Below are 12,743 nucleotides of genomic sequence, written 5' to 3'. Positions count from 1 at the left end.
GTTATGTCAGGGCTACTTGAACGTGGCGACGTTTTCCGGGGTGATCAGCTGGAACGGGATGATCACGTTCTGCTCGACCGGTTCCTTCTTGGCCATCTTGCGCGCCGCTTCCACCGAGCCCACTGCCTGGCCCTTGGCGTCCTGGAACGCGGAGGCGGCCATGTCACCCTTGGTGATCGCATTCAAGCCATCCGGCGTACCGTCGACCCCCGCGATCAGCACACTGCCCTTTTCCTTGCCGGCCGATTTCAGCGCCATGGACGCGCCGATGGCCATCTCATCGTTGTTGGCCAGTACCGCATTGAACTCGCGGCCTTGGGTCAGCCAATCGTTGACCAGGGTCATGCCCTTGTCCCGCAGCCAGATGCCGGTCTGTTCCTGTTCGATCTTGATGTCCGGGTACTTGGTCAACACTTCCTTCACGCCCTTGGTGCGGTTGGTGGTGGAATTGTTCGCCAGGTCGCCCAGCAGGATCACGATCTTGCCCTTGCCACCGAGTTTTTCAGCGATGTACTGCATTTGCAGCTTGCCGGCCTCGACGTCATCGGAGGTCACGGCCACGACGTCCTTGGGCAAGTCCTTCTGGTCGGGACGGCGGTTGACGAATACCAGCGGGATACCCGCCTTGGTCGCGGCATTGATGATGTTCTTGGTGGAGGCGGTGTCGACCGGGTTGACGATAATCGCGTCGACTTTCTGGCTGATAAAGTTCTCGACCTGGCTCAGTTGCTTGACCACATCGGCGCGGGCATCTTCGAACTGCAGCTGCACGCCGTCACCCTTGGGATAGGACTTGGCCTGCTTGTCCATGTCTTCGCGCAGGTAAGTGAGGAAGGTGTCATCGAAGGCGGACATGCTCACGCCGACCTTGATGTCGGCGGCACTGGCAACACCGCTGGCCAGCAGCATGGATAAAGCCAGCGCGGTAAAACGGATCGGGGTCTTCATGAACGGTCTGTCTCCACTTTCTTGTTGGTTTTTTGGACGTTGCGTTTATCAGAGCTCGGCAGGCACGCGTACGACCGGTGCGCCTGGAATGCAGCAGACCAGCGCGCCCTGGTTTTCGACGCACAGCACATTAAGGAAGGAGAAGTAGAACGGCCGGGCGCGGGGCAGGCCGCGGGGCGTGTGGGCAGGGCGTAAAACTCGCAGTACAGCGTTGAAGATTTTCATCTGACGGTACCTGGTTGTTTTTGATCTTGTTTTTGTTGAGTCGTGCGAATCGAGTCCGAACGTACTTTATGCAACCTGGAAAAGACTTTATTGGAAAATAATTTCCATATCAACCTGTTTTAGAATTTTATTCTATTTTTGTTGAAACCACCTGCTGGCGCTCGGCGCTGAGGCGTGCGGCGTCCAATATACGCGTGGTTTCCAGCGCGTCATAAGCGTCCACGGGCAACGGGCCCTGCCCGTTTACCGCCGCTTGCAACTGGCGATAGAACTGGGTCCAGCAGCCCTTCTCCGACGGCACTCGCTCACGTTCCGGCCCCTGTTCGAACCAGCCCCAGCGGCGATGTTCTTCTGCGCCCCAGTGTTCGCCTTCGGTTTTCGGTGACTTGCCGGCCATCAGCGCTTCTTCCTGGCCGTCCAGTCCGTCCACGGTGTAGCAACCCAAGGTGCCACTGACGCGAAAACGCGGAGCCTGGCTGTTCTGCAGGGCGTTGCCCCACAAATGGGAAACCACCCCGTTGGCGTGGGTCAGGGAGACGAAGAAGCCGTGGTCGACAGTGGGGTATTCAGGGGTGAACTGTAACTGCGCAAAGACCCGCTCCACCGGACCGAACAGTTGCAGCGCCTGGTCCACCAGGTGGCTGCCCAGGTCGCGCAACCAGCCGCCGCCGCTGGCATTGCCCACGGCCTGCGGGCTGTAGCGCTCGACGCGGGATTCAAAGCGGGTGATCTCGCCCAGGGCACCGGCGTCGATCAATTTGCGCAGGGTCAGGTAGTCCGAGTCCCAGCGCCGGTTCTGGTAGACGCTGAGCAACACCTCATGGCGCTCGGCGGCCGTGATCAGCGCCTGGGCCTGTTCAGCGTTGGCGGCAAAGGGTTTGTCGCTGACCACCGCCACGCCGTGCTCGATGGCTTCCAGCACCAGCGCCGGACGGCCCTTGAGGGTGGTGGAAATCACCAGGGCATCGACGCCGGCTTCGACGATCTGGCCGATGCTGTCAAAGGCCTTCACACCTGGAAGATCGGTACTTAATTGCTGGCGGCGCTCGGGTGAGCGCGTCACCACGCCGACAAACGTCGCCCCCGGCAAAGTTGCAATCAGCGGCGCATGAAAAAAGCGCCCTCCGTGGCCGTAGCCGACTAGTCCGATTCTCATGATCAACTCCTGAATTGAATTGGAAACCAATCAACTGTGGGAGGGGGTTTGCCCTAATGCCAGTCAGTTAAGCGTACATCGCCTCCTGTAGGAGCGAGCTTGCTCGCGAAAAACGTCAACGATAACGAGTGCTTCCTGAATGAACGCGGCGCCTGTGAGTTTTTCGCGAGCAAGCTCGCTCCTACAAAAAGCCTTAACTGAGTGGCATTAGGGCTTGTCCCTCCCACATTGACCGAGTGTTAGCCGTAGAAGTGTGGGCGATCCGGCAGGCGGACCTTCACAATCTGCTCACTGCCCTGGGCCTCGATACACGCATCCGCCGCTACCGCCGCCGCAAAGCCATCCCACGCCGACGGCCCACCGACCTGACCAGCACGCACGCTATCGATGAAGGCCTGCAACTCCACGTCATAGGCCCCGATAAAACGGTCCTTCCAATCCATCAGGATCGCATTCGACAGCTTGGCATCGCTGCGCAGCTGTACCTGGGACGGCTCCGGCAATTTGGCGATGCCGGTCTCCCCCACCACTTCGCACTGGATGTCGTAGCCGTACTGGCAGTTCACAAACACTTCCACGTCGATACGAGTGCCCTTGGCGGTTTCCAGCAGCACGATCTGCGGGTCGCGCAGATGGGCCAGGGCCTTGCTGGTCTTGCGCGGGAACACCACCTGCACCGACACGTAGTCGTCGTTGAGCAGCCAGCGCAGGACATCCAGCTCGTGGATCAGGGTGTCGGTGATCGCCATGTCGGTCTTGTAGTTCTCGCCCACCGTCGGGTTACGGTGCGCGCAGTGCAGCATCAACGGCTCGCCGATCTGGCCGCTGTCGATCACCGCCTTGAGGGCGCGATAACCTTCGTCATAGGGGCGCATAAAGCCCACTTGCACCAGGCGCTTGCCGTAGGCCACTTCGGCGTCGACGATCTTGCGGCAGCCTTCGGCCGTCACCGCCAGGGGCTTCTCGCAGAACACCGGTTTGCCGGCGGCGATGGCGGCGAGCACGAACTCCTCGTGGCTCGGGCCCCAGGACGTGACCAGGATCGCCTCGACCTGCGGCGAGTTGATCAGCCCATGGCCGTCCGCGTACACCTCGGCGTCCAGCTTCAACTCCGCGACCACCTTGGCGGCCTGCTCAAGGTTGATGTCGGTCACCGCCACCACCTGGCTGTTGAGCAGGGTCTGGCTGCACCGACGAATATGATCGCGGCCAATGGCGCCGGTACCGATTACACCAAGCTTCAAAGACATACAAACGCTCCTCTAGTTATTAGTACTGCCGGGCCTTGGCCAGGTGTTCATTGAGTTTTTTCGCCGCCGCGTTGGTGCGCTCGCTGGTGGACACCTGCGCCACCCCCACCCGCCACCACGACAGGTAGCCGTGGACCATGGTCTTGGGCAGGACCTTAATGTCGATCAGGGTCGAGACGCTTTGCGTGCGCGCATCGGCCAGGGCCGCCTCCAACTGCTCCACCGTGCTGACCTTGTAGGTCTTGCAGCCATAGGCCGCCGCACTCATGGCGAAGTCCACCGGCACCAGGCCGCCGTCGAGCTTGCCGCTCTCGGGGTTGCGGTAGCGGAACTCGGTGCCGAAGCTGTCCATGCCGTTGCCGATCTGCAGGTTGTTGATGCAACCGAAGGCCATGTTGTCGAGCAGCACCACGTTGATCTTGCGGCGTTCCTGGATCGAGGTGGCCAGCTCCGAGTGCAGCATCATGTAGGAGCCATCGCCGACCAGCGCATAGACCTCCTTGGAGGGCTCGGCGAGCTTCACGCCGAGGGCGGCATTGATCTCATAGCCCATGCACGAATAACCGTACTCGACGTGGTAGGTGTTGACGCCCTTGCTGCGCCAGGCGCGCTGCAGGTCGCCGGGCAGGCTGCCGGCCGCGGCGACGATGATCGCGTCGTCGGCCAGGGTCTGGTTGAGGACGCCGAGCACCCGGCTCTGGGTCAGGCATGAGCCGGTCAGTTCGATAAATTCACGCAGCACGGCGCGGTCGAGGTGGTCGTCGACTTCCGGCACAAAATCATCGCCGTGGTACTCGACCTGATGCACACGGTCCACTTCGGCGTCCAGTTGCGCCTTGGCGTCGGCGATCTGCTCGCCCCAGCCGGAACGGTAATCACCGAGGGCATCGGCCAGCGCTTCGAGGGCGACCTTCGCGTCGGCCAGCACCTGCACGCCGTCGAGTTTCAAGGCGTCGCAGGGGCTGATATTGAGGTTGAGAAACTTCACCTCGGCATGCTTGAACAGCGATTTCGACGAGGTGGTGAAGTCGGTGTAACGGGTGCCGATGCCGATGATCAGGTCGGCCTCGGGCGCCAGCAGGTTGGCGGCCAGGCAGCCGGTTTCACCGATACCGCCCACATTCAGCGGATGGCTCGAGACCACCGCGCTCTTGCCCGCCTGGGTTTCGGCGAAAGGAATATCAAAGCGCTCGGCAAAGGCTTGCAAGGCAGCATTCGCTCCGGAGTACTTCACGCCGCCACCGCAGATGATCAGCGGTTTGCGCTTGCCCCGGAAGGCGGCCAACCCATCGCCGATCATCGCGGCGGTGGCCGGGCGGCGGTCGATACGGTGCACCCGTTTTTGCAGGAAGTAGTCGGGGTAGTCCCAGGCTTCGGCCTGCACGTCCTGGGGCAGCGCCAGGGTCACCGCGCCGGTTTCGGCGGGATCGGTGAGCACGCGCATGGCATGAATCGCCGCCGTCATCAGTTGCTCGGGGCGGTTGATGCGGTCCCAGTATTTGCTCACGGAACGGAAGGCATCGTTGGTGCTGATGCTGAGGTCGTGGAACTGCTCGATCTGTTGCAGCACCGGGTCGGGCTGGCGGCTGGCGTAGACATCGCCGGGCAGCAACAGCAACGGGATACGGTTGGCAGTGGCGGTCGCCGCAGCGGTGAGCATATTCGCCGCACCTGGGCCGACAGAGGCGGTGCAGGCGTAGATCTTGCGGCGCAAGTGCTGCTTGGCAAAACCGATGGCGGCATGGGCCATGCCCTGCTCGTTACGGCCCTGATGCACCACCAGGTCGCCGCTGTCCTGTTCCAGGGCCTGACCCAGGCCCAGCACGTTGCCGTGGCCGAAAATAGTGAACACGCCGGCGACGAACTTGCTCTGCACGCCATCGACTTCGATGTACTGGTTATCCAAAAACTTCACCAGGGCCTGGGCCATGGTCAGTCGGGTGGTGGTCATGTCGCGCCCCTTATCGTTTCTGCAGGTGGGCGATGCTTGCCCCCAAGGCCTGCTGGATATCCGCCAGCTCGTGCACGCTTGTCGCAAACGGTTCGAACGACAGGTAGCCGCTGTAACCGCTGCTGAGCAAGGTGTCGATCTGCGCGGTATTGCCGAGGATATCGCCCTCGCCCACCAGCACGCGGTGGCCGTCGCGGATCGAATTGAGCGGCGCCTCGGCATCTTCCACGCCGGAGATATGCACCAGCCCGGTCAGTTCCGGGAAGAACTCATGCTCGCTGGCCAGGTGGTGGTGGAAGGTGTCGTGCACCAGGCGGAATACATCCAGGCCGCCGATGGACTGGATCGCATCCACCGCCACGCGCTTGCGGCGCATGGCACATTCTTCAAAGCCCAGGGGCTCGATAAACCCGAGAATCCCGTACTCGCGCAGGATCGGCGCCAGTTGGCTCAACGCGGTGCGCAAACCGGCGGCGCGCTGGGCTTCGTTGCGGGTGTCGCCGGGTTCATTGAACGGGCACATCACCAAGCCTTGCGCACCACATTCGCGGGCATAGGTGGCGAGCGCTATCGCCTGGGCGCGGCGCTCGTCATTCCACACATCAAAGGGGTACAGCGCGTTGATCGACAGCACCGTGATGCCCTGGGCCGCGCACAATTCGCGCACGCGGCCGGCCGGGGTGCCGTATTCGATCTGGCGATCCTTGAGGTCGTTGCGAATCTCGATGGCATCGCATTTCAAGGCCACGGCCAGCTGGATGAAATCCGGCAGGGACAGGTTGGGCGCGACCATACGGTTGAGGGCAAAGCGTAGAGGCGACTTCATTGTTGTTCTCCGTCCAACACCGTTTAAAGGTCCAGCAGCCAGCTGTGCTGCGGGTCGTTGTGGAAATGCCAGGCGCGCTTGGGGCCCGCCATCACGTTCAGGTAGTAAGACTCGTAGCCATACGGCACGCTGACCGGGTGATAGCCCTTGGGCACCACCACCAGATCACTGTTTTCCACGGCCATGGCCTGGTCAATGCTGCGGTCGTCGGTGTACACCCGTTGGAACACGAAGCCCTGGGGCGGGTTGATCTGGTGGTAGTAGGTCTCTTCAAGAAAGCTCTGGTGCGGCAGGTCGTCGGTGTCGTGCTTGTGCGGCGGGTAGCTCGACGAATGCCCGGACGGCGTGCGCACTTCCACCACCAGCAGCGAATGGGCCGGGTCGGTGTCCGGCAGGATGTCGCACACGTAGCGGGTATTGGCGCCTTTGCCGCGTACGCTGCGCTTGCACTGTTCAGGACGGATCAGGCGTGGCTCGAAACCCGGAGCACCCGGTGCGGCGCACACGGCAATCTGCACGTCGCTCAACGCCGTGACCTGGGCATCGGTACCCGGCGGCAGATAGGCGGCGAACGGCGATTTGTCCTCGAACACCGACTGGCGATCACCGAGGTTCTGCCAGTTGAAGCCCTCGCCTTCGATATTGACCCGACCGCTGAGCAGCACCAGGCACAGCTCCTGATCGCCGGCAGTCACCGGCAATGTTTCGCCAAGGCTCAGGCGGTAGGCGGCAAAGCCTACGTATTCCAGGCGGCCCTCTTCCAGGGCGACCATGGTTTGTCCGCGTTTACTGCTCTTTACCAGCAAGCTCATGGTTGGGTCCTCTCATCGAGAAGCGCACGCAATGTGTCATAGCCCTTTTTCGCATAGACGTAGCTGGGCGCCACGGCCGGATCCTGCTCGGCTTCTACCACCAGCCAGCCCGCGTATTTCGCGGCCATCAGCACATCGAGCAACTCGGCAAAATCGATATCGCCATCCCCGGGCACGGTGAAGGTGCCGTTGACGATGCAATCGGGGAAGCTCCACATCTGGTTGCGCGCCAGTTGCACCACGGCTTTGCGCACGTCCTTGAAATGCACGTGGCAGACGCGGTCGATATGCTTGCGCAACACCTCGATGGGTTCGCCGCCGCCCATATAGCAGTGGCCCGAATCGAACAGCAGGCCGACTTCCGGCCCGGTACGGCCCATCAACTGATCGATGTCTTCAGGCGATTCGACATACGCGCCCATATGATGGTGGTACGCCAGGCGCACGCCCTGGGACAGGGTGAAACGCGCCAGCTCCGTGAGTTTGTCGGCGTAGTCCTGCCAGGCCTGTTCACTCTGAAACCGAGGACGCTCGATCAGGCGAATGCGCGAGCCCTGGATCGAATCGGCCACCTCGCCGTACACCAGCACCTTGGCGCCGTTTTGTTTCAGCAGTTCGACGTGGCCGGCGATGGCTTCGATTTCTTCGGCCACCGAGCGACGGGCCAGGCGACTGGAGTACCAGCCGGAGACCAGCGCCAGGTCATAGGGGCGCAGGACGTCGCCGACGCCCTTTGCGTCCTTGGGGAATTTGCCGTTGAGCTCGAAACCTTCGTAGCCGATTTCCTTGCCTTCGCTCAGGGCGGTGCTCAGCGGGGTTTCACCGCCGAGGGCCGGAAGGTCGTCGTTGCTCCAGGAGATCGGGTTGATGCCAATTCGGATTGCGGGCATGGCTGCACCTTTATTATTTTCTGGTATCACTGAGATCTGCTTTCTGTGGGAGGGGGCAAGCCCCTCCCACATTGGATTGCATTTCAAATTAAGAACTTGGTTCAGCCTCGGGCACTGCGCCAGGCGTTGATCAACTGCTCAAAGGTCGCCTGGACCTGCTGGATCAACGTCTCATCATCGATCTCCCCCGCCATCCACAAACGGCTCGGCTCCTGGAAAATCGTGCGGCCCACGGCAAACCCACGGCAGGTGCTGCTCTGGCTGGCTTGCTGGAAGCCGGCGGACAGGCATTCGGCCGAGGCGTTCAGGCCCAGCAACACCACGCCACGGCAGTACGGGTCGCGTTCCTGGATCAGTTCGTCGAGCTTTGTCCAGTCCTCGGCCGACTGTGCCTCGATTTTCCACCACGCCGGGTAGATACCCAGGTTGTACAGGCGCTTGAGGCTGCGATAGAGCACGTCCGGGTAAGTGGACGGATGATCCTTGGGCGGGATGACTTCCAGCAGCAGCTCATGGCCGCTGGTCACCGACGCCTCGTACACCGCCTTGAGCTGCGCTTCCTGTTCCAGGCGCAACATGGGCTCGTCGTCGGGGTGGTATTGCACCAGGCACTTGATGATCTGTTCCTGGGGCCAGGCAATCAGGTTGCTGCCGATCGAGCGGCCATGTTCGAACGCCAGGGGCCGCGAGTTCTGCACCTCCACCGGACGCGCGATCCACCAGCCGCGACCGCTGGCGGCATTGAGCGCGTCCTGGCCGAAGCGCTGGTCGGCCAACAGGCCCACATCGGCCTCGACGCCCTGCTCGGCGAGCTTTTTCTCCACGCGTTCGATGGCCTGGATAAACAGCTGCTTGATCTCGCTGATCCGGGTCAGGTCCTGGCCGCCGCGTTGCGCCAGTTCCACCAGTTGCCAGCGGTGATCGAAGGCAAAGATGAACAGCTGCTTCCAGGCCTTGCGCGGCACGGTGACGCGGTGCAGGCGTTGCAGGGTCGCGTCCTGGTCAGGCCGGGTGATCGGCACCGGGCTGTTGAACAGGTAATCCAGTTCGGCCGGGGTCGGCATGGCCGGCGCACAGGCGTGGCGCGAGACCACGAGACCACCGCAGGCATTGGCCAACTGGCTGCAACGCTCATCGCTGGCGTCATTGATCCAGCCGCTGAGGAAGCCCGACATAAAGGCATCGCCGGCGCCCAGCACGTTAAGCACTTCAACCCGCACGCCAGGGTAGATGGCGCCCTCTTCCAGGCGCGCCGGGATTGCACCGTGGATCACCGTGCAGCCTTGCGGGCCGAGCTTGACCACCAGGGTCGCCGGGGTCAGTTCACGCACGGTGCGCAAGGCGGTGAGCAGATCTTCGCTGCCGCCGGCAATCAAAAACTCTTCTTCGGTGCCGACGATCAGGTCGAAACGCGGCAGGATTTTCTGCACATGCTGGCTGACGTTCTGGTCGGCGACAAACCGGGTTTCGCCATCGGCCTTGCCCGCCAGGCCCCACAACACGGGGCGGTAGTCGATATCCAGCACGCGCTTGACGTTGTGCTTGGCCGCATAGTCCAGGGCCTGGATGCTGGCCTTGTACACGCCGTCGGTGGAGAAATGCGTGCCGGTGATCAACAAGGCTTTGCTCGAGGCAATAAAGGCTTCGTTGACGTCTTCGGCGCGCAGGGCCATGTCGGCGCAGTTTTCGCGGTAGAACACCAGCGGGAAGGTTTCGCGGTCCTTGAGGCCCAGCAGCACCATGGCGGTGAGGCGTTCCGGGTCGACCTTGATGCCGCTGACATCGCAGCCTTCGCGGGCCAGGGATTCCACCAGGAAACGGCCCATATGGTCGTCCCCCACCCGGCTCAACATCGCCGACTTGAGCCCCAGCCGGGCAGTGCCGAACGCGATATTGGCGGAGGAACCGCCGAGGTATTTGGCGAAGCTGGACACGTCCTCAAGCCGCGCACCTACTTGCTGTGCGTAGAGGTCGACGCCCAGGCGCCCGAGGCAAATCAGATCCAATTGACGCCCACTGGCAAAACGAGTCTGGCCCATGCTGGCTCCTGTTATTTTTATCAGCCTGCGTTGTGCCGTCGTGGCGACGGCAAACGCTCTTGGTGGGAGCAGACTAGAACGTCCGGCGGCGGCAATCAATATTTATTCCAGAATTATTTTTAGTGGAATATTTTTTCCAATACGTCAGCATAGGGGCATGCCAGCTGCCGTGCATCGTTTCAGCAGGCCACGCGGGCCGTGATGCCGGGGTATTTTTTTGGTTCATCACGGAATCCCGGGAAACACAGAAACAAGAACGCCGATTTGATTGATGATGTTCGTGCGAGCAAACACATCTAAAAAACCGGCGTTCTTATGCGTGATATTAATACTTTCCTTCCTTTTTGGGAGGGCTTTTCTGTCGTCACGATCAAGCCCGATGGTGACGCTCTAAAGATCGATCTGATTCCCCACGCCACCCGATTCCCTTCCTGCGGCGGCTGCCAAAAACCTTGTTCAACCACTCATGAGTATTGTGAGCGAACCGTTCGTGATCTGCCCATTCTCGGTCGCGCGGTGCGCCTCAGCATTTTGCTCAGGCGTGTTGGCTGCCGCGACTGTGGAAAACGCATGGAGGCCGTCAGTTGGCTGGATCGCTATGCCCGCATGACGCGCCGCTTGGCCGAGGCGGTCATTCAGGCCTGCGAGCGCCTTCCCACCCTGCACGTGGCCCAGATGTTTGGACTGCATTGGGACACTGTTCGGTTGCTGGAGCGTCGAGCCTTGCAGGCGGTGTTGAGTGAGTTGCCGAAGGCGCAACCACGACGCCTGATCATGGACGAGTTCGCGTTATTCAAAGGTCATCGTTACGCCAGCGTTGTGCTGGATGCCGATACACGACGAGTGCTGTGGATCGGTGAAGGCCGTAGCCGAGCGGCAGTCAGGCCGTTCTTCGAGGAACTGGGGCCGGAGGGCTGCGCTCGAATCGAAGCGGTGGCGATGGACATGAATACTGCTTTTGATCTGGAGGTTCGCCAGCATTGCCCGAAAGCGCGAGTGGTCTACGACCTTTTCCATGTGGTGGCCAAATATGGCCGAGAGGTGATTGATCGGGTCCGCGTCGACGAAGCTAATCGGCTGCGTCATAACAAGCCGGCTCGCAAGGTCATCAAGCAGGCACGATGGCTGTTGCTGCGTAACCCACAGAACCTGAAAACGCCGGAACAACAGGTCCATTTGCAGGATTTATTGGAGGCCAACCAATCGCTGATGACAGTTTATTTGATGAAGGCTGAACTCAAAACGCTCTGGACACCGAGCACTGCCTGGACCTGGAGATCGGCCTGGAAGCAATGGCTGCGCCATGCATATGAAAGCGAAATACCGGCTCTGATCCAGTTTGCCAAACGGCTAAAGGGTTATTGGCGGGGCATCGTCAGTCGGGTTCGCTGGCCGATGCACACCGGTCAGTTGGAAGGAATAAACAATCGAATAAAGGTCATCAAACGGATGGCGTACGGTTACCGGGATAGCGAATTCTTCTTCATGAAGATCAAGAGCGTCTTTCCCGGTAATCCGTGATGAACCATTTTTTTACGCCTACCCTGTAGACTTGCGCCACCCACCAGCGCATCAGAAGAACACGCCAGAAGGATTGCCCATGTCCCGCACCGATCCCGAGACCACCCTGGAAGACACCATCGCCAGCCTTCCGATCAATGCCGAACGCCTGTTGCAGCTGATCACCGACGAGTACGAAAGCCTGCCGCGCCAGCTCAAGCGCATCGCCAGCTACATGAGCCAGCAGAGCGACCGGATCATGGTCGACCGCATCAGCGACATCGCCCGCGAATGCGAAGTGCACCCCTCGGCGATCGTGCGGTTTTCCCAGCGTTTCGGCTTCAGTGGGTTCAGTGAGATGCAGGCGCTGTTTCGCGAGGCCTACACCCACAAGACCACACCGGTGCAGAACTACCAGCAGCGCATCCGCAGCATGATCGCCAACAAGTCGCAGAAAGCCAGCGGCGGCGACCTGGCCCGCGAGTGCGTCAACGCGACCCTCTCGGGTATCGAGCGCCTGGGGCTGGAACTGGATGATGTGGCCTTCGACAAGGCCGTCGACCTGGTGGTCAACGCCGACAATATCTACGTGGTTGGGGTGCGCCGGTCGTTCGCGGTGGCCGATTATCTGGTCTACAACCTGCAGCACACCAACAAGCGCATCCACCTGATTTCCGGTTTGGGCGGCAGCTATCGCGAGCAGATGCGCAGCGTGCGCGCCAATGACCTGGTGATCGCCATCAGCTTCACGCCCTACGGCAAAGAGACCCAGCACTGCCTGCGGATCGCCCAGCACCATCAGGCCAAGACCCTGATCATCACCGACAGCAACCTGTCGCCCCTGGCCAAGCGGGCCAACGCGGTGCTGCTGGTGAATGAAGGCTCGTCGTTTGCCTTCCGCTCATTGAGCGCCACCTTGTGCCTGTGCCAGGCGTTGTTTATTGCCGTGGCGTATCGGTTGGAGTTGAAGGTGGATGAGATTCACGAGCAGGTCGGGTTTGATGACTGACTATCAAACACCGCAAATCAAATGTGGGAGGGGGCTTGCCCGATAGCGGAGTGTCAGTCGACAGCAACATCAACTGATACACCGCTATCGGGAGCAAGCCCCCTCCCACAATGGACCGAGATAGGCCGGGGATCAGT

The 12,743-nt window shown here is 61.1% G+C and carries 11 protein-coding genes; 2 read left to right on the top strand and 9 right to left on the bottom strand.

What is annotated here, in order from left to right:
* Positions 1–12: 12 nt before the first annotated feature.
* The 9 genes from BLW22_RS11505 to BLW22_RS11470 form a co-directional block, all read right to left on the bottom strand.
* Positions 13–948, bottom strand: coding sequence for a sugar ABC transporter substrate-binding protein (locus BLW22_RS11505; RefSeq protein ID WP_065947725.1), 936 nt, complete (start codon positions 946–948; stop codon positions 13–15).
* A gap of 48 nt (positions 949–996) precedes the next feature.
* Positions 997–1,173 carry a hypothetical protein gene (locus tag BLW22_RS34970; protein WP_162844258.1) on the bottom strand — a complete coding sequence of 59 codons (177 nt, stop codon included), beginning with the start codon at positions 1,171–1,173 and terminating at the stop codon, positions 997–999.
* 127 nt (positions 1,174–1,300) lie between these two features.
* On the bottom strand, positions 1,301–2,329 hold the full coding sequence (locus BLW22_RS11500) for a Gfo/Idh/MocA family protein (RefSeq protein WP_074846360.1): 1,029 nt from the start codon (positions 2,327–2,329) through the stop codon (positions 1,301–1,303).
* 239 nt (positions 2,330–2,568) lie between these two features.
* Positions 2,569–3,579, bottom strand: a complete 1,011-nt coding sequence (gene iolG, locus BLW22_RS11495) for a bifunctional inositol 2-dehydrogenase/D-chiro-inositol 1-dehydrogenase (RefSeq protein WP_065947723.1) — start codon at positions 3,577–3,579, stop codon at positions 2,569–2,571.
* A gap of 19 nt (positions 3,580–3,598) precedes the next feature.
* Positions 3,599–5,530, bottom strand: a complete 1,932-nt coding sequence (gene iolD, locus BLW22_RS11490) for a 3D-(3,5/4)-trihydroxycyclohexane-1,2-dione acylhydrolase (decyclizing) (protein ID WP_065927948.1) — start codon at positions 5,528–5,530, stop codon at positions 3,599–3,601.
* A gap of 10 nt (positions 5,531–5,540) precedes the next feature.
* Positions 5,541–6,356 (bottom strand): TIM barrel protein, encoded by an 816-nt coding sequence (locus tag BLW22_RS11485; RefSeq protein ID WP_065927949.1) that lies wholly within the window; start codon positions 6,354–6,356, stop codon positions 5,541–5,543.
* A gap of 23 nt (positions 6,357–6,379) precedes the next feature.
* Complete coding sequence (gene iolB / locus BLW22_RS11480; protein WP_065927950.1) at positions 6,380–7,168, bottom strand: 5-deoxy-glucuronate isomerase; 789 nt, start codon at positions 7,166–7,168, stop codon at positions 6,380–6,382.
* Positions 7,165–8,058, bottom strand: coding sequence for a myo-inosose-2 dehydratase (gene iolE, locus BLW22_RS11475; RefSeq protein ID WP_065927951.1), 894 nt, complete (start codon positions 8,056–8,058; stop codon positions 7,165–7,167). Before iolE ends, iolB begins: the two co-directional genes overlap by 4 nt.
* A 101-nt stretch (positions 8,059–8,159) precedes the next feature.
* On the bottom strand, positions 8,160–10,097 hold the full coding sequence (locus tag BLW22_RS11470; RefSeq protein ID WP_074846357.1) for a bifunctional 5-dehydro-2-deoxygluconokinase/5-dehydro-2-deoxyphosphogluconate aldolase: 1,938 nt from the start codon (positions 10,095–10,097) through the stop codon (positions 8,160–8,162).
* Between the two features lie 315 nt (positions 10,098–10,412).
* Here BLW22_RS11470 and BLW22_RS11460 point away from each other — a divergent pair, with 315 nt between their 5' ends.
* On the top strand, positions 10,413–11,618 hold the full coding sequence (locus BLW22_RS11460) for an ISL3 family transposase (RefSeq protein ID WP_065924368.1): 1,206 nt from the start codon (positions 10,413–10,415) through the stop codon (positions 11,616–11,618).
* A 79-nt stretch (positions 11,619–11,697) separates the two neighbouring features.
* Positions 11,698–12,606, top strand: a complete 909-nt coding sequence (locus tag BLW22_RS11455) for a MurR/RpiR family transcriptional regulator (protein WP_074846354.1) — start codon at positions 11,698–11,700, stop codon at positions 12,604–12,606.
* Positions 12,607–12,743: the final 137 nt, after the last annotated feature.

It is taken from the genome of Pseudomonas marginalis, from assembly GCF_900105325.1.
In the GTDB taxonomy this organism is placed as follows: domain Bacteria; phylum Pseudomonadota; class Gammaproteobacteria; order Pseudomonadales; family Pseudomonadaceae; genus Aquipseudomonas; species Aquipseudomonas marginalis.
Note: the sequence above shows the minus strand (reverse complement) of the source record. Positions and strands in the feature narration are given on the sequence as shown.